The sequence below is a fragment of the Chitinophaga sp. MM2321 genome, assembly GCF_964033635.1.
Lineage (GTDB): Bacteria > Bacteroidota > Bacteroidia > Chitinophagales > Chitinophagaceae > Chitinophaga.
This window is the reverse complement of record NZ_OZ035533.1, coordinates 3,656,513-3,674,577: the sequence shown is the minus strand read 5'-3', so window position 1 is coordinate 3,674,577 and position 18,065 is coordinate 3,656,513. Positions and strand designations below refer to the sequence as shown.

General features: G+C 43.2%; 15 protein-coding genes. 4 read left to right on the top strand and 11 right to left on the bottom strand.

Annotation, left to right across the window (positions count from 1 at the left end; translation table 11 throughout):
* Positions 1–201: 201 nt before the first annotated feature.
* Together dnaE and dinB are read right to left on the bottom strand one after the other, a co-directional pair.
* On the bottom strand, positions 202–3,162 hold the full coding sequence (gene dnaE / locus ABQ275_RS14240) for a DNA polymerase III subunit alpha (RefSeq protein ID WP_349313809.1): 2,961 nt from the start codon (positions 3,160–3,162) through the stop codon (positions 202–204).
* 33 nt (positions 3,163–3,195) lie between these two features.
* A complete protein-coding gene (dinB, locus tag ABQ275_RS14235; RefSeq protein ID WP_349313808.1) occupies positions 3,196–4,338 on the bottom strand; it encodes a DNA polymerase IV in 1,143 nt (380 codons plus the stop codon).
* A 397-nt stretch (positions 4,339–4,735) separates the two neighbouring features.
* Here dinB and ABQ275_RS14230 point away from each other — a divergent pair, with 397 nt between their 5' ends.
* The 3 genes from ABQ275_RS14230 to ABQ275_RS14220 all read left to right on the top strand — a co-directional run bounded on the left by ABQ275_RS14230 (position 4,736) and on the right by ABQ275_RS14220 (position 7,980).
* Positions 4,736–5,350: a hypothetical protein gene (locus ABQ275_RS14230; RefSeq protein WP_349313807.1), complete on the top strand. Its 615-nt coding sequence runs from the start codon at positions 4,736–4,738 to the stop codon at positions 5,348–5,350.
* A gap of 199 nt (positions 5,351–5,549) precedes the next feature.
* The gene (locus ABQ275_RS14225) at positions 5,550–6,548 is read left to right on the top strand and encodes an HNH endonuclease signature motif containing protein (protein ID WP_349313806.1); all 999 of its coding nucleotides are present in this window, start codon (positions 5,550–5,552) and stop codon (positions 6,546–6,548) included.
* A gap of 475 nt (positions 6,549–7,023) precedes the next feature.
* A complete protein-coding gene (locus ABQ275_RS14220; RefSeq protein ID WP_349313805.1) occupies positions 7,024–7,980 on the top strand; it encodes a PEP/pyruvate-binding domain-containing protein in 957 nt (318 codons plus the stop codon).
* Between the two features lie 340 nt (positions 7,981–8,320).
* Here the strand turns inward: ABQ275_RS14220 and mobC are convergent, their stop codons facing one another.
* The 4 genes from mobC to ABQ275_RS14200 all read right to left on the bottom strand — a co-directional run bounded on the left by mobC (position 8,321) and on the right by ABQ275_RS14200 (position 13,118).
* On the bottom strand, positions 8,321–10,306 hold the full coding sequence (mobC, locus tag ABQ275_RS14215; protein ID WP_349313804.1) for a conjugal transfer protein MobC: 1,986 nt from the start codon (positions 10,304–10,306) through the stop codon (positions 8,321–8,323).
* Positions 10,307–10,338: 32 nt separating this feature from the next.
* The gene (locus ABQ275_RS14210) at positions 10,339–11,586 is read right to left on the bottom strand and encodes a relaxase/mobilization nuclease domain-containing protein (protein WP_349313803.1); all 1,248 of its coding nucleotides are present in this window, start codon (positions 11,584–11,586) and stop codon (positions 10,339–10,341) included.
* The gene (locus ABQ275_RS14205) at positions 11,571–11,960 is read right to left on the bottom strand and encodes a plasmid mobilization protein (RefSeq protein ID WP_349313802.1); all 390 of its coding nucleotides are present in this window, start codon (positions 11,958–11,960) and stop codon (positions 11,571–11,573) included. The genes ABQ275_RS14210 and ABQ275_RS14205 overlap by 16 nt, the downstream gene beginning before the upstream one ends.
* A 216-nt stretch (positions 11,961–12,176) precedes the next feature.
* Positions 12,177–13,118: a toprim domain-containing protein gene (locus ABQ275_RS14200; RefSeq protein ID WP_349313801.1), complete on the bottom strand. Its 942-nt coding sequence runs from the start codon at positions 13,116–13,118 to the stop codon at positions 12,177–12,179.
* A gap of 154 nt (positions 13,119–13,272) precedes the next feature.
* Here ABQ275_RS14200 and ABQ275_RS14195 point away from each other — a divergent pair, with 154 nt between their 5' ends.
* Entirely contained in the window at positions 13,273–13,539 is a 267-nt protein-coding gene (locus ABQ275_RS14195; protein ID WP_349313800.1) for a hypothetical protein, read from the top strand.
* Positions 13,540–13,806: 267 nt separating this feature from the next.
* Here the strand turns inward: ABQ275_RS14195 and ABQ275_RS14190 are convergent, their stop codons facing one another.
* The 5 genes from ABQ275_RS14190 to ABQ275_RS14170 all read right to left on the bottom strand — a co-directional run bounded on the left by ABQ275_RS14190 (position 13,807) and on the right by ABQ275_RS14170 (position 17,942).
* Positions 13,807–14,058 carry a hypothetical protein gene (locus ABQ275_RS14190; protein WP_349313799.1) on the bottom strand — a complete coding sequence of 84 codons (252 nt, stop codon included), beginning with the start codon at positions 14,056–14,058 and terminating at the stop codon, positions 13,807–13,809.
* A 2-nt stretch (positions 14,059–14,060) separates the two neighbouring features.
* Positions 14,061–14,252, bottom strand: a complete 192-nt coding sequence (locus tag ABQ275_RS14185) for a hypothetical protein (protein WP_349313798.1) — start codon at positions 14,250–14,252, stop codon at positions 14,061–14,063.
* Between the two features lie 97 nt (positions 14,253–14,349).
* Positions 14,350–16,209, bottom strand: a complete 1,860-nt coding sequence (locus ABQ275_RS14180) for a ParB/RepB/Spo0J family partition protein (RefSeq protein ID WP_349313797.1) — start codon at positions 16,207–16,209, stop codon at positions 14,350–14,352.
* 69 nt (positions 16,210–16,278) lie between these two features.
* Positions 16,279–17,352 carry a DUF932 domain-containing protein gene (locus ABQ275_RS14175; RefSeq protein WP_349313796.1) on the bottom strand — a complete coding sequence of 358 codons (1,074 nt, stop codon included), beginning with the start codon at positions 17,350–17,352 and terminating at the stop codon, positions 16,279–16,281.
* A 71-nt stretch (positions 17,353–17,423) separates the two neighbouring features.
* Positions 17,424–17,942 (bottom strand): hypothetical protein, encoded by a 519-nt coding sequence (locus ABQ275_RS14170; protein ID WP_349313795.1) that lies wholly within the window; start codon positions 17,940–17,942, stop codon positions 17,424–17,426.
* Between the last annotated feature and the right edge of the window lie 123 nt (positions 17,943–18,065).

Genomic DNA, 18,065 nt, shown 5'->3' with positions numbered 1-18,065 from the left:
TCCATTAGATAAATTATTTACATTTAATTCTTACAAGCAACCTGTTTCAGGTGCCTCACCCATATGTGTTAGCATAGTGATATATAAGCCTAGCTGAACCAAATGTTGATTGTTTGAACCTCATTCAAGTGATAAATACAAATGAATGTACTTGGTCAAAATCAACTTTGGAAAATTAAATGCTTCAGAACACCAAGGAGGTTAGCCGCTGATGAGCTTTTTATTAACAGTCCCCTTAACGCCAACCTTTGTCATTTCCAGGGCGGTCAAGGTAATTACGCCGAACTGTTCGGTTACCTCAGCATAAATGTGATAAAAGCCCCTGCCCTGGAAGGGGTAGGCCGCGGCAGCGGCTGGGAAATGAACAGTATCGATCCAATCGCCCCGGCTGTCTATCCAGGTGCCAAAAAACATCGCTTTCCTGTCTTTTTTGGTGTAGGTATTCTTAGTGCAGATCAGGTAGCCCAAACAATTCACTTTTAGACCAACATAATGGGGAAGTTCTTTGGCTGCTACGAAGCTCCTCAGGTCAACATCGACCAGTAGAAAAATATTATCGACAGTAAATCGCAAATTCTCGATGTCGCTGTACAGATCCTCCAACCGGTCATCGAGCAATAGTGGTAGGTTATATCCGGTTGTACGCACTGCCTCTTCACCGAACAGGGAGATGCTGGCCGGTACATGACTTCGGGCATTGGCTTGTAAAAGACAGGCTTCCCATAATAAATGCTTTTTAGTTTTCCCCGTAAAGGATAATGCACTGACATCAATGAGTAATTCCAGTTGGGTTTCCTTAATGCTGGTGCGTTCGATGAAATTCTGTAAGTGCAGATAACTTCCATTAGCATTACGTTCAGCAATAATGGTAGCAATGGTTTCATTTTTAATGCCATTGATCAGCCCCAGTCCCGGGTACACCGAGCTGTCAGCAATAGTGGTCAGTTCTTCACTGATGTTTACACAAGGGCGTTTTACAGTTACCCCTGATTTTTTCAATTGCTGGAAGTAAAGCTCTGTGTTGTAAAAGCCGCCAAAATTATTGATCACTGCGACTAAAAATTCTGCGGGATAATAGGTTTTCAGGAAAAGACTTTGGTAGCTTTCTACGGCAAAACTGGCCGAGTGCGCCTTTGAAAAGGAGTATCCTGCAAAGGAGGCCATTTGGCGCCATACTTCCAGATAAACTTGTGGGGCATAGCCTTTCTGTTCACAATTGGTGATAAACGTATTTTCCAGTCTTTGCATTTCCTGGTTGCCGCGATATTTTCCTGACATCGCACGCCGTAATATATCTGCATCCTCTAGCGACAACCCACCAAAGTAGTGTCCAACCTTGATGACATCTTCCTGGTAGACCATCACGCCGAAAGTCTCTTCCAGTAAGTCTTTCATGATCGGATGCAGGTATTGAAATTCGTCGGGATGATGTGAACGTTTGATGTACTGGTCCATCATTCCGGAACTGCCTACACCGGGACGGATGATCGAAGATGCCGCCACCAGGGAGATGTAATTGTCGCAACTCAATTTCCTGAGGACCACGCGCATGGAAGGCGACTCAATGTAAAAGCATCCGATGGTTTCCCCAGTAGCCAACCGCTGGTTTATGAGCGGATCATTTTTAAACTCTGAAACCTTATGGATGTCGATGGCTATCCCTTTACTTTCTTTTACCAGGTTAATGGTATCTCTAATGTGTCCAAGCCCCCGCTGGGAAAGCACATCAAATTTGAAAAGCCCGACTTTTTCGGCAGAAAACATATCCAGCATGGCGACCGGCATTTGCTTTTGCAGCATGGTGCAGGCTGTGTATTGGTGTAGTGGTTCCTCGGAGATCAACATGCCACAGGGATGGATGCTGATTTGGTTAGGCCAGTCCTGTACCAGGTTGCTGTATCTCAGGATCTGTCGGTGGTGCTTATCTGTAGGGCTATAATTGCCGTCCATGAGCGCATCTATTTCAGTAGCGGGCAAGGCATAAACTTTCCCAAATTCCCGGATAGCAGCTCTGGACTGGAAGGTGCTGATCATACCGAGTAGGGCCACGTGTTCTTTACCGTACCGTTTAAACACATAGTCCATCACCAGGTCGCGGTCCGTCCAGGAAAAATCAATATCGAAATCCGGGGGCGAAGTTCTGCCGGGGTTCAGGAACCTTTCAAAATACAGGTCCAGCTGGATCGGGTCAACATCGGTAATTTTAAGGCAGTAGGCGACAATACTATTTGCGCCACTGCCACGGCCTACGTAATAAAATCCGCGTTGCTGGGCATAGCGGATAAAGTCCCAGGTAATGAGAAAATAAGCACTGAAATTGAGTTCATCGATGATCTTTAATTCTTTTTCCACCCTTTCTGTGGCTTGCTTGTTCTGCTTTCCGTACCGGTATTCCAGCCCTTCAACAGCCAACATCCTGAGTAAATTCAGGTCGTCCTGTTTGGACGCGGAATAGTACTTTTTGTTTTTATCTGCTTTGAAATCGATCTCGATGCTGCATTCCTCCAGGAGCAGGAAGGTATTGGAAAGCAGTTGGGGGTATTGTTGAAAGGAAATCAGGAGGTCGGCTAAGTGCAGGAATGTTTCATGCGCAGCAGCGCAGTCCCCCGGATCCTGCTTACTCAAAATAATGTTACGGTCTACCGCCCGTAGCAGCCGGTGAATGTTGTAATGAATTTTATCCTGAAAGGTGACCGGATGCCTGATGACAAATTTGCCGGAGCAATCCTTCCAGTTGATCCCATAGAGTCTGGTCACCTCTGTGACCTGTACACCTATATATTCATTGGCCTTGAGCAATGGCGGGTCGACCGATCCCAAAGGATAAATCACAATCACATGATCGAAATCAGGAGCGCGTTCAGGAAAGTCTGTACGGGAAATCAAATGGTCGGACAAAAACCGGTTGATGTTTAAGAAGCCTTTATTGTTCTTTGCCAGCAGGACATAGCACAGCTTATTGTCATTGCGGATTTCTGTACCCAGTATCGGCTTGATGCCCGCTTGCTGGCAGAAATCTACAAAGTCCCAGGCGTCGAAGGTGGAATTGATGTTAGTCAACGCCAATGTCTTCACCCCACATTCCACAGCGGCATCTACCAGTTGCTGCGTGGAATAGGTGCCATACCGGAGTGAGTAATATGTTTTACAGTTGAGGTACATGTTGAGCTGAAATCAATACGCAGGTAATCGTTGTTATATGCCGGAGGCCCGCATGACTGCCCCGGCACCATATTTTTTCTTGAGGTAATCAATAGCCTGGTACAGCTGTATATCCGTAGCCGTATCCGTAAAAAGATCAATTTGATGGGTACCCTGAACCAGGTCGGTAAATTTTATACCCAGTAACCTGATCATGACGCGCTTTTCATACAGCTGTTGAAAAAGCTCTTTGGCTGTTGCAATCAGCAGATGGTCTGCGTTGGTATAGTGTATTTTCCTCTGTTTTGAAACGGTATTGAAGTCACTGTAGCGGATTTTAACAGCGATACAACCGGTTAGTTTTTCCTGCTTGCGCAGCTCGAAACCGATTTTCTCCACCATGTTGACAATGGTGATGTGGAGGAATTCCATATTCATGGTATCGGCCTGGAAGGTGTTTTCGGTACTGATGCTTTTTTGTTCGGAATAGGGAATAACCTCGGAGGCATCAATTCCCCGGGCACGAAGGGAAAGCGCCCCACCGGCTTTGCCAAAGCGGGCAACCAGCATATTTTCCGGCATTTGTGCAAGCACCTCAAAAGTCCGGATACCCATCTTATACAGCACAAGATTTGTTTTCTCTCCTATGCCGGGCATTTTGCGTGTATTCAATGGTGCAACATAAGCACGTTCCTGACCTGGAGCAATGGTAATTTGCCCGTTGGGTTTTACTTCGTTGGTCGCGATTTTTCCGACAAGTTTGTTTGTCGCCAGTGCGTAACTGATCGGCAGCCCCGAATGCTTAACGATTTCATTTTTTAACTCGACGATAAAACTGGGCAGGTTGAAAAACCGGTCCATGCCGGACAGGTCTGCGTAAAACTCGTCAATGCTGGCTTTTTCCAATAAGGGAACCCTATCCCTGATGATGTCAGTGACCAGAGTAGAATACTTACTGTACTCATCATAATCACCGGAAATTATGATGGCCTGGGGGCAAAGGTATTTTGCTTGTCGGATAGGCATTGCGGAATGCACCCCAAATTTCCGGGCTTCATAGCTACAGGCGGCAACCACTCCGCGCTCACCACCACCAACAATTAGCGGCATCCCATGCAGTTTTGAATTTTTCAGTCGCTCTACTGATACAAAAAACGAGTCGAGATCCAAATGCACTATGTTCCTATTTCCTTCCATTTTTGGATTGTCTTTCGTTTCGATGCAATTATACTAATTATTTTAGCATTTTAAAACTAAATATATTAGTATTATGAATTGCTTGATTTCATTGCAGATCAATCGCAGAATTAATAAATATATATGAAAAAACAGATGAGTGCGTGTGGTATTTTGGACTTTACTGTGTAGCGGCTTTAGGAATAATCCGCCCCGGGGTATGGCCTGATCCGAATAAATAATTTTGATTAAATCCAAAAGTGCAGTAATTTAAATCTACGTTCAACAGCCCATCGGACAATCCCTATAGCTGTTTGTTCATCCCATATCAAAGTGTATTCATCTACTAGAATGTATTCTAATAACTTTTATTGAGATCATTTTCATGAACTACATTACGTATACAAAATTCCCATTTTTGCTGTATTTAAGTTTTGACAGTTACAATACACCGGAGGAATTACCGATTGAATCCTTAAAAGAAGAAGCGGAAATATATTTTAAGTCCAAGCTAAGCATACAGGAGATTTTTACCTGTTTCAGGACGATCAACACTTTGGCGGCGGACAAGAAAATTGATAAACGACATAAGAATTATCTGCTATCAACATCATTACTGCATAAAATTAACGGTGATGATCTTTACAGGAACGAGGAATTTGCAAATTTTTTTACAGCAGATATTCCCGCAGAATCAGGAATAGTGTTGCTGGACGATGATACCGGGGGTACACAATATGTCTATATGTTGTGGGATGAAAACATGACAAAGGCATTGAAAAGCAGGGAGGGACGATTCTTGTCTGCTGCAGTCTTCCTGGGGAACATTTTTATGGGCTTTGAGGAGGCCATCTTACTCCCCGACGGGGATGTTTTGCTTATAGAACCTGGATACTATAGTACTGGAATGAACCGTGGAGACTCTATCATTTTCGTCATGATCTTCCTTTCTTACTTAAGGAAAAGGACTTCTTTATCACTGGTAGATGCCGAGCTGAATAAGACGACTGAATGCATTTATTTCCTGGAATAAGTACAGGAAGTATATATGGAAATTGGTTTAAAAAACACGGCATTTTTCTCCGGTATGTAAGAAACAATATGGAATTTAACCAACGGAAATTTGATTTTTTATAAATTAGTCAGAAATAAAAATCAGAAATATATTTTTATACGTGAGTGCCTTGCGCCAATACGCAATTTGCCAGCCAAAGGACATAAGAAGTAAAACAATGACACACCTTAAACCTCAGCATGATTTCTCCGGAGAAGTAGATTGTACTTACAAAGAAGAACGATATTCAGTACGTGATAATGGCGCAATATTGCGACATCCTCGAGTTGGCAACCGGCTACGTCCAACTGACGGTCAATGGACTTTTGGAAAGCCAAATGCCAAAAATGGCTATATGGAAATTGCCTGTGTATCCGTTCATAGAATAGTGGCAACTGCATTCCACGGAGTACCGCCAACAGAATGGCACGTTGTTGACCATATAGATACAAACAAGCGGAATAATCGATGCGAAAACCTTAGATGGGTTACCAGGTTGGAAAATGTGTTACTTAACCCAATCACAGCAAGACGCATTGCAATAGTCTGTGGTAGCGTGGAAGCATTTCTTGCTGATCCTGCAAAATTTCGTGATGCATTTCAGGAGTCTAACTTCAAATGGATGCGTACAGTTAGCGCCCAAGACGCACAAATAAGTTATGAACGATTGTTAGCTTGGGCCGCGATTGGTCAACATCCGTCTGGTGGGTCTTTGGACAGATGGATATTTAACCGGACTACATGGCTAAATCAGCGTGTTGAAACAATTCCAGAAGCCCTCGAGATAAAAATAGCGAAGCCCCTGAATGCAGCACAACGTAATTGGAAGCTACTTTCCGAATTTCCGTGCTGTCCGCAGGAATATACCGAAGATCCAATTACAGCCTATGCCGAAGAATTAAAATTAGGTTCGGTATTCTGCCGCAATGATAATTATTCCTCATTGTTATCAAAGAGTGTATTATCGGAAGACCGTCAAACGCTTTATGTAATAGCTGAATCTGCAAGTAAAAACGTAGTCAAGCCTTGGGCACTTGCAGAAATTACTTATGAAAATGGCCTGTTTGTGCATACGAGCCTTGGTACTTTCTTTACGCAGGAAGGAGCAGAAAAACAATATAGTCTTGCACAAGGTCTGGAATGGACTGGGGGAGAATCCATTGACGATTACTGTTAGCTAGCTTACATCAACACCAAATCAATGAGCTGCTCAGAATGGTAATACTTTCCTTTCTCAGAAATAATGGTATTGAATAAACATTTCAACTGCGCTCCCCCAAAGCTGCTACGGAAAACAGTTTGTCCTATATACTACGTCTATTGACGATGAGTTTCCTTCAATTGTGCATTAAATGCAGCATTTCCATAGGTATAAGATTTCGACAACTTTCATTGAGAGATAATAGCCAATTTAAATTTATTCAGTAAATATCGATTCTGAATAACGAATCATGGTGCATTATCCATTTAGCAATTAGTGTTATCGAATCTATCTGAAAGTTGAATTCAACTTGGACCGATACCTTCGCATTTCGATATTTTGAAAATATAGTTACTGTATAGTCATTCCAATTAAACAGTACGAGCCATGTTTTCAATCATAGGAATTTGATTAAAATCTCATTCCAATTACATCTCTAAAATCGATAATTATGCATCAAAACATTATGCCCTTATCAGCTGTAAGGCTGACAGACCATTCCCGGGTTGGTTACAAAACAGCAGTCCTTGGCGAGATTACTACTCATCTCAGTGAATTAGACATCCAGGTACCCAGGGGGTTTGTAATCAGCACGGTTGGCTTCAGGGCCTACTGCCACCAAAATCGACTGAATGATAAAATTGAAGCGGCACTTGCCAGGATTAATTATCAAAATCCCTACAGCCTGAAACAAGCAAGTGACAGCATCCGCAATGAGATCCTTCAGGGACATTTCCCACACCCGCTGAACACCGAAATCAGAAGTGCTTATCGGGAATTGATTGATAAAGATGTCCTGGCCACTGTGGCGGTAAAGTCATCATCCACGATAAAAACTAAGGAAGGCAGTAATTTTACAGGAGAGCAATGCGGGTATTTAGCCATTCGTGGGGAAGAGGATTTGCTGGATACGATTCGAGATTGTTTTGCTTCGCAATTTGTTCCCAGATCCATTAACTATAGAGAAGCGTATGGTTGTGACACACAAGTCAATGTAGCAATTGGCATATTGTTAAATCCGCCGCAAAATTTGAGTATTCTGTACAATAAACTCGAGGAAACAGATACACTGGAAGCTTCCGACAATGGAGCCCAATTTAGTTCAACAAAACAACTCATCGACCAGCTGATCATGTTTACAAAAATGTTAGGATTAGTGGCTACCAAAGACGGATTAGATTTTTCAGGGGTTCCCGATATAAAGGGTTTTATGCTTAGTAGTGGAATAAATGCGGGTTCAATCACTCCAAAGGTTATGCATAATATAACACGTTGGAACTATATACTGGGAAATGTAGAACGTCACACCATATCGGATGAAAGGACATTAAAAACAGATTTAATGGAGTACTTCCAAGCCTTAACCAAGGAAGCAAAGCGGGGGCGGCATAAACGCCATAGGCATTAAGTTCAGTTTCATTGACACACGATGTCCTGAAAAATTATTTTCATAGGTATGCCTGGACTGGATTTTCATCAGGTCCAAGCTATAGTTGAAGATTAAAAAACGGAGCCGGATTTTTATCTGGTTTCTACCTATACAAACATTGAAATCCATAATACAAATGCGTCCTGGAACGCTGTATGATTACAGGTCTGAAGTGTAAGTCGGTAGTCTGAAAGGTTTATGACAATAATTGGGTATGGAAATTTTCACAGGTAACTGATCGTCCATTTTGTTTCCAGTAAGGAGAGGTCACATACCCAACCAATGGTATAATCGGACAAAATGAACAAAAAACCAAACCTTATTTTTTAATGATTAACCCTTCCAGCTCAGGATCAGCCAGCATTCGCTCGATTTCTGAAGCCACTATGTCCTGTACTTCCTGTTTGATGCGCATGAAGTTTTCATCAATCATGGCCTGGGTGACCTGCCGGATAACAGGAATAGGTTTATAAGCTGCTTCTTCCTGATTAATGACATCGAAGTCATTTACAATCTCACAATGAAAGGCTTTATATTCGATTTTTTGCTGGGGGGTATCAGCTACCATGCCCACGAACTCACCACTGGAAAGGCTGGAGATTTTAGATGCAGGAACGGCATATTCCAGTTGTTTGCTTTTGCTGAGGGAGGTGTCCGTTCGGTTGATGCTCATACTGGTGCGGTCCTGGTTGATCTTTCCGATCCGCTCGCTGAGCTGCTTTGCGCTATCCCCGGAAACCTGTCCGGAGATGATGTTGCCCACCATATTGACGATGACATCGGCACTTTCCTTGCCGTATTCCTTCCTTACCTGCGCCACCTCCTGGAGTCCGATAAAGGTAGATACCCCGTTTTGCCTACCGGTACTGACGACAGTATTAAGATCCAAATTTAAAGTCGGCCATTCATCGAAGATCAGTGCGCACTTCACTTTATTTTTCTGGTTAATGATCTTCAGGATGCGGTTGGCATAGAGGGAAAGTACTGCGCCATAGGTCATGATTTTTTGAGGGTTGTTGCCCATGCAAAGCACCACCGGATGTTCCGGATTATTGATGTCCAGGGAGAAATCATCACCTGATAAAACATAATACAATTGAGGTGAGGTCAAGCGGGCGAGTGCGATTTTTGCAGAGGCAATCTGTCCTTCGAGTTGCTCCATCACATCCGCTTCGTAGGCTTTTAAAAACGGTGATAAAAGGGCTGAAATGGTTGGCTCCAGGCGCATAACGGAGAAAAGCTCATCGTATCCGACCTGTAGAAGTTCCAGGGCATGTGGGAGGGTGCAATATTTTCCGTCCTGATATTTTCGAAGAAACCAAATGATCGCCGTTACAAAATTAATTCCAGACTCGACGAAAAAATCCCCTTGCTTACGGCTCCACTCCTTGTTTAATCCCAGTAAAATAGTACGGGCAGATTCACTTGCATCGGTGAGGTCCGTCATGCCTTTGGGATCGAATACATTACCCCTATGGGTACGGCTTAGATCATCGAAGTTGATGAAATAACAATCGGATTTTCGCTGGTATTTATGCTTGTTTTTAAGCCAATGATTGAAGGCAATCAACGACAAATCGGGGAACTTGAAATCATACACCAGAGCGGAAAAGGGACTTGATTTACCCAGGCATTGGGTTACGACATGCCTCAAAAAAAATGCAGTTTTTCCGGACCCCGCGGAGCCCTGTACAATCACGCCTCTTTGGGGAGAAATTACGTTAATATATCCTTTAACTTTCTTGCCTTTGTAATTAAAAAGTGTTGGTAAATTGATGGAGAATTCATTCTCAATGAGCCTGACCTCCTGCGGAAAAGTTTCGTTTTCTTCATTAAAAATGTCGTCGGTAAGCCTCTCTTTTATGATCCGTGAAAACCAAGTGCCACCGGTGATCATCAGGATAAAACCTGTGGCATTGGCAAGGATATAAGCTGCGGCGATGGAAGTGCTTTCCCATTTCAAAAACAGCAGAAAATAAGATCCGAAATAAATTAAAAGACCGGCGAAGATGTGGAGGAGTGCTTTGCGCATGGTCAGTGTTTCACTTTTTTTACCCTTTGTGCCAAAGAGGGAAATGGCCAAGAAACACAGCGCCAGCAACTTTGATTTATGAAAGAAACTGTATAAACCCGTCTTTAGAATGTTAGCCAGTAAGCGATCCGTGAAGGCGGTAATTAACTGCCAGCTTTGAAAGGCCGTGTATAGATAATAATAACAATGTAGAATCAATAAGACGATACTGATGAGCCTTGTCATGTCAAGTATCTTTCTTAACGCTTGTTCATTTTCACCTGTTTCGGACATCGCACATTGGGTTTAAAGGTTTTCGTTTACTATTACTTTTTTCTTTTTTTTCTTCTTTTGAGCTGGTAAGGGAGCGGCTCATAAACATTTTCAGGTTGCATCAGCAGTTCAAACAAACTATCTGTATGGCTCTCAGATGAGCTATACGATTCCCCTGAAGTTGCTACTGTAGGAAAAGCGGCTTTCTGTATTGTTCGGGGGTTTTTACATCGGTTTTGGATGGCATTGGCGCTGTATGCCTTGCCCAGGTCACTTCCATTAAGGATACATTTACTGGTATGGTCTACATAAGTAATCCCGTAGATCTGGCCCTGAGCATTGGTTCTTAGTACCATACGGATGTTCTGTTTCAGGAGTGCCTTCTCCAGCAGATCGAGATTGGAATCAGGGATCTTTTTCAGGTGCAGATCAATCGCATTCTTCACCCTTGCCCTTTCTTTTGGTGTAAAGGCCGGGCAACTTTGAAAATGCTCCTCCAGTTTTTTCAGGGTTGGTTTGGAATAAATATGGCTGGCCGGAATAGGTACTCCGACAGGCTTACCCTCGGCATCCAGCAGACGGTAAAGCAGACCTTTTTTGATAAAGATCCGCGACTGTTCAGCACCCCGGTCAGCACAGATATTGTATCCTTTCAGCAAGGCATTCAGTGCAGCAAGAGAGGAATATTTATACCGGGTTAACACCCAGTCCAGCACGTTTGTGATGGATTTTTTGGTTTCAGATTTTCCGTATAAAACCTTTCCCACATTTACCGCAGGTAGGCGAAAAACATTTCGCTTGTGGTCTTTCGCTCGAACCAGATTGTACTTTTCTTCTAGCTTTTCTCTGGCGGGTTCAGACTTTTTTTTGCCAATATTATAAGTGTCAATTGTGGTGCCATCTGGCCTTACCCGAAGGGTAACAATATGCATGTGAGGATGGCCGGCATCATGGTGTTGATAGACCAGGTAGGGCTGTTCACCAAGACCGATGGCGTCCATATACTCTGCTGCGATCTGCTTCAATAAGGTTTCAGGATGTTCTTCCTTTGGGGCGAAATTCAGTGAAATATGCAGGCTGGGTGACGTTACACTTGGTCTTTTTTCTGCCGTTTTTAACAGCATATTCAACCGGTGTTTTTCCCTTGTCTGCTCCAAATCCATAGGGTAGTTACCTGCCATAAGCAAGGTTGCGCAAGGCTTTTTTTCGCCTTTATCGTTAATGAAAAAGGCGCTGAGTTTATTCTCATTGTAATAAAACACCCGACGAATGGATTGACCTGGTTTTATGATTGCAACCATATGCCGGCAGTTTTATTGATGAAATCCCGGATGGATTGTATATCCCTCAGTAGTATGTTTTTCTCCTGCTGGTAGGTCTGTAACCATTTGGAAAACTGCGCTGGATGTTGCAGGGTATGCAGGACATGTACGGCCTGGTTAAAGTTGTTAGCGACCCCATTGAGGTCCTTAATCAAGCGAGCAAATTCAATCATTAAGGCCTCTGCTGTTAGGTTTCTATAGCCAGCAATCAGTGGTTTCTGCAAGATCATTTTGCGGGCATAGGCACTTAATTTATGCTCTGTTGTGCCTTTGAATTGTTTCTGGAGCTGGTGGTACTCCCCTTCAGTAAGCCGTATATATACACGCTTAGTACGGTTGTTTTTATTGATCATCACATTATCATTTTCACATCAATCCAAATTGCCTAAAGGCTAATCCATCACCACCCACGACTTCGGAGTATGGGTGGTCAAAATCCGGTTGTCCGACAACCGAACATCTGGCAGGTTCTGGCGAAGCGTTGAACCTGGCCCGGGTATACAAGAGGGTAACATCCCACTGGAAGCACATCGCTGCCGTTGTTGTAGTTGCTTTGTTTGTATGCAGGGTTAGCTGGAAAGTTTGATCCTGTTGGTATTCAGTTTTTTGCTGTTGCAGAGCAGATGATTAAAATCATCATAGCCTTTATACACCTCACTGTTGTCCCTATAGCGTTTGGGGTCCAGTGAACGGGCATAAGCAGTTTTTTTTATGCCCTGGGTGTTCTGATCCAGATAGAGGTTAACAGCTGGATAGGTTTCCATGATGGTGCGGGCGGATTCAAAGAAAGAAAGACTATTCAAGATGAGCATATCTTTTCTCTCCCGGTCTGCCGGGGGCACCAGGGTGAGGTAAGAGAGGAAACTAAAGAAGCCTTCAAATACGCAAACTTCAGTTGATTGTTCAGGGCCGCGCAGGTGCGTAAAGTGTTTTGGAGACGAGCAACCCTTAAAATGGGCATTGCGGAGTTCAAAGCCGCCGGCGTCATTTTTAAAACCAATAGAAAAATAGGGTTGGTCATGGTTGAGGTAATGTACCTCCTTACAATAAGTATTAGCAATTTCCAATGGAATCCTTCGTTGTCTGAGGTATCCCAGTAAGGCGGGGTGCGCAAGTGGGATATCCTTCACCACGATGATTTTGGCGCTTTCTTTCTCTTTATTGAGAACCGGCGTCAATACGGAGATGGGAAACATCGGCATGCCCTGTTTGTCTTTTAGCAGGGTTAAAAAATCACTGACAGTACAGTGGTGGTAGCGGGTGCCAAAAGCAACCAGGTCGCCTCCTGCCACTTTTTTTCCTGCGGGGATCTGGTCATCACCAAAATCTGACCAGACATTCAGCTTTCGGTTAACCTTGAAGGAAGGTGTCTTTTCCTCCCGCAAGGGGGATAAGTACCAATAATTGTTTCCGACTGTTTTTTTGGGTTCATGTCCTAATGCAGACAGGTAGTCTACGAGGTCAAATTGATTTGCCCAATTGCAATTAAATTTTTCACTGATGTTTTCCATATACACATTTTCAAGTTCACACAACATCATCCAGGAGTACAAACCTACGGGCTTTACAGCAAAAAGAGGGAACCTATGGTTTTTTCTATATAGGTTAAATCCATGCAGGACAATTACTTTTATCCTTGTGAAATTGAAAATTTAAATGTGCGGTATGATGACAACAAATGAAAAAATTATCGTGTTCGACACGATGCTGTCTACAAAGGAATGGGCAGGGAATGTAAAGTTACCAATAGGGGCAAACCGGAAGATTGTCCTTTTGTTTTGTCTGGTGGTAGAGCAGGCATTAAAGGAGGGATCAGAGTTATTTTCACTTTTTCCCAAAGGGATGTCTACAGAGCTGGATGCATTTGTGAAAGAATGCCTGGAAAAGGCAGAACTGAAAGCATTCTATGAGAAGCTTAAGTTGCTAAAATAGCGGCTTTTGAACCCTTGTGCGGTCATGATCTATTGACTTATGGGTCTTTGTGTATAAATCATATTGAAGGGCTTAAATCGAGGGTAAAAGCATCAAAGTGATCTATTCATCCATGAGCAGAACCCGCAGGGTTCTGAAAAAAAGACGCTGGCCGCAGGGCAGCACCGATTTTGACCGGCTGCCACCGCCCCCTGCTAAGGGAGGCGGCGGCAGCCGGTTTTTGCTCCGGCCAACGCAGTCCCAATTATCTCCTTCAGCCTTCAGGCGTTAGTGACTGGTATACCAAACCAATAAACGGAAGATAAGGCCCAAAATGATCAGCAGACGGTAAAGCCATGTAGCGAGCCATTCGAGTAGGCCGAGCCACAGCAGCCAAAGGGCAGAACGGGGTTTGCAACCCTTGATTATCCGGTTCAGCATGGTGATTCTCAATACGAGGTAAAGCAACAGCCCCAAAACAATAGCTATGTTGGCATACCACTGCACCCGCATAGAGGTTAACATTAATATCGTTTGCATGATTATAAATTTTTAGCATTTTTTAATTCCAATAACTTTTGGTACAGGTCTGTCCAATACCGTTTCCTTTCAGCGTTATGGATAGCATAAGCTGCATCAGTGTACCGGTAATTTTTATATGCCGCTGCTTGTTTTAGGGCATCCGCTAAATCTGTAACCGTAATCGCATGGTTGTATAGGTCTATGATTTGCATGATGTTGAATTTTATGTAGATGAAGAGTTATAGCCGGACGGCTTTCCTCGAAAGCTGCCCGCACCAATTGGGTGCGGGTGCTTATCCTTCGAATTTTTTAATCCGGCTTTTTGATTTTGGCGCTTAGCCTTTTGATACGTGATTCCAAATCTTTGATTCTTGGTTTTAATTTTTTCAGGCGATCCTTTTCAATTTGGGCCTGTTCCTTCTCAATCGCTTCCACCTTAAAGCCTGAATCTTTCGCCATCGCATATAGGGCGATCCCAATGATGGTATTTGGAATTTTGCTTTCAGCCTTTCCCACAATGGCCTTGCGTAGCATCAAACAGAATTGTTCAGGTGTCAGGTTTGATAGGCGCTCATATAGAGGTATCCGGGTTAAATCTATATCGGCAAATAGGGTGTTGTCAATTGTTATTCTCTCCTGGTACCCTAAAGACAAATAAACCAGTAGTCTAATGGCGGTGATATCTGCGAGGGTGTTTATTTTTTTTATGCTGCTTGTGGAAAGTACGTCAGAAAATTGCGACTGCAGTTTGAGCTGAATTTTATCCCTGTCAATTTCTTTTGCTCTTATCTCCCTTTCCTGAATGCGTTGAATTTCACCCTGTAACAATTCCGCGGTAACTGTCCCTGCTTTAATGGCTTCCTGTACCTGTTTGGCCGTTACCTTTGGTTGCTCATCTTCAGTTTTGGCAGCAAAAGGGGTAAAGAGTACCGCGTTGATCTTGCGGTTTGTAAAATGCAGTGCCTTGATAACACCATTTGCACTTTTCATTTCTTGATATGCTGATAAATCACCTTCATATTCCTGCATGGCCTGATCATAACCCTGCTGATCAAAGATAGTTTCTTCCTGTTCATGATCTTCTTCGTCTTCGTTGAGGTATTCTGTATAATCTTCTACATCCGGTGGTGATGGCTGATGAATGATTTTTACCTCGTAATAGCTGTATTGTGGCAGCTGCATGGTTTCGGGCATGGATTCAATGATGGTCAGGTGATCATCTGAAAGGGAGCCGCTAACCAATATGGCAGCCGGTTGATGTTCATTTATCAATTCACGCAAGCTAATTTCAGCATGCGCCAAACATTTATTCTTATAGCAGGATTTATTTGTGCAGTTGGACTGCTTCGCCATTTCAGGAAAAAGTGAATGGAGGGTGGCAGAATTAAACGGGCAGCTGCCACAGGGACCGGCATTAGGTATGAGTTGCGAATCTGAAATATCGAATGGTGCATGGGTAAGATCATACTTATATTTTGAGAGCATATCCTTAAAGTGCCTTAACGCAAAACTTTCATCTTCCCAGTTCCCGCAATATTTTACAAAGAACTCATTTTGAGATTCGGAGGAAAGGTTAGCGATTTCTGTAGCTTCAGAGAGGTTAATTTTATCCGCAAAAAAAAGCTCTTTTAATTCTTCTGCAAGTTGGGCCAGTTTAATGCGGTTGTAAATAAAGGATTTTGATTTGCCCAGGCGCAAGACAATTTCATCAATGCTCATGCCCTCACTTTGAAGCATGGCGATGCCATTGGATTCATCTAAAGGGTGCGGATCTTCCCGGTGGAGGTTTTCGGAAAGTTGGATTTCTCTTGCCTGTTGGTCGGTAAGAGTTCTAACCACAACAGGAAGGGATTCAAGTTGTATAAGTTGTGCAGCCCTGAACCGCCTTTCCCCGGCAACAAGTTCATAACGTCCGGTTGCCATTTGCCGCACAGTGAGGGAGGAAATCACCCCGTGAACAGCAATGTCGGCGCCGAGTTCCTTTACAGCCTGTTGGGATATATACGTCCGGTTTTTCCGGGGGCTAAGGTCTATTGCACTTGTAGGAATAATCATGTGTATCCCTTCGGTTAATTCCGGTAAACCACCAGTCTCTTTAGATTGTACTTTAGAAAGGGGCTTGCGGTTATGGATGGTTGTAGTTTTGAGTTTTTTATTTATGGTAGTCATAATAGTAAAATTTAAAATGGAATAAATGGTTTAAAGCAGGCCGCCGATTTGGTGACCTGCACAATAGGATCAGTTGAACTGGAAAATACCTGCGCCGTCCTTTACAAAATCTGCACAGAGGTCGAAGGCTTTTTGTGTTCTTGTTTGAGCGAGGCCACCTAAAAGCACAGATTTCATTTTAGCCTCCTTGTTGGCATAAGTACATACATTTTGATAGTATCCGGTTATGGCATTGTAAGCGCCGAATACGGTACCCTTTGTGGTTTCTAACAATTGGGTGTCACTGGTCACACCATAGGCAAAAACATCATTACAGGTATTTTTAAAATTTGTGGAGGTTTCCTCAAAAAGCCCTTCCTGAATCTTGTCTAAAGTTTCTTTGTTTGGACACATCGCCAGTTTGATCAGTTTTAAAACCTCCTGATCTGTAATTCTAATTTTCGCCCACTGGTTGAAAACTGTAGACAACTCCTGCGATTTTTTGCAACTCATGCCCATTACTTTATGTGCTTGTTCCAAACGTTGTTTTGCATTGGCCGTATGGCGTATACGTAGCGCCATAGTATTGCAGTGCATTGCAGCGTTTAAAGTATTGGCGCACACAATGCGCACCGGGGTAAATGCAACAGTAATACTTCCGCTACCATCGTGGGAAGTGGTTAAAAACAGGTATTGTTCAATAACATCATTACTTGCACCGATACGGATATAATCGGGAAGTTTTGCGGTAATGAATACTCTTTCCCCATCGCCGAGCGCGCCCGCAGTTTCGTATTTTATCCCATCGCCACCTCCGACAATGGCATCAAAGAAAGAAAATGCATCTGTGTTTTGTATAATTTCATAGTCTTTCCCAACTACCCCTAAAACCTTGTTGTTATCGGTTCTTACATTGGCGTAATAGTTAGGTACATTGATCTCCCTGCTAGGTATTAACAGCCCGCTGTCGGTGATTTCGAATGATTCAGATTTGCTATACAGTGGATATTTAGCAATTTCAAAATCCAGTCCTGCAAACCTTAATGCTTCTGCACTGGTGGGGTAGTCTGCAACGATCTGACCCAATCCATGCCATGCTTTTTCCTGAACGGAAAAGAAACTATATTTTCCTGTAGCTGCATTGAAATTTAAATTATGTGCCATGATTGTAATTTTTAAAAGTGAATAGAAAATGAAATGAATTCAATCCCCCCGGGTTGGGGGGATTGCGTAGATTAATAGGGGTAACTGTTCGCCTTTTCCAGAATTTCGGTTTCGATTTCCTGCGCTCTTTCTTCAAAGGTTTCATAGAGAAACTTTACACAGGCGGCAATGACTACCGGGTTTTTTACTTCATAAGCCTGACCGTTATCATCTTTGATGGTCAACGTGCAACCGGTCCAGTAATTCCGGTCGGTGTTGTCCGGTTCTTCCCGTACTTTAATTTCAAAACCTCTTAGCCGCTCTTCTCCTGCCTTTAATTTGGAAAGGCCGGCCTTTAGATAATTCATGTCTTCCACCCATTTGCTAAGGGCCTCCACGCTGATTACGGTTCCCAGTTTAGCACGCAAAGCGGCTTTAACTCCCGGTTGTGCAGCTGTGGGCACAGCCTCCGCTGATTCGTTTTCGATGATGTCTGCTCCGCTTGGTTTTGCGGCATTGTCATTTAGTTTTTCTGCCTGACCGTTTGAAACAACCGCCGTTAATACGAGGCTTCCCTTTTTTTCGCTAACTTTTTTTGTTGCTGTTTTCATAACTTTTTAATTTTTATTGTTAATAATTTTTTTGTCCTTTCCTTTTTTTTTGCCCAGCCTCTATTTTTTTTGGCCGTGGGAAAAAGACAAAAATTCGAAAAGGGAAGTGGGCAAATAAATCGC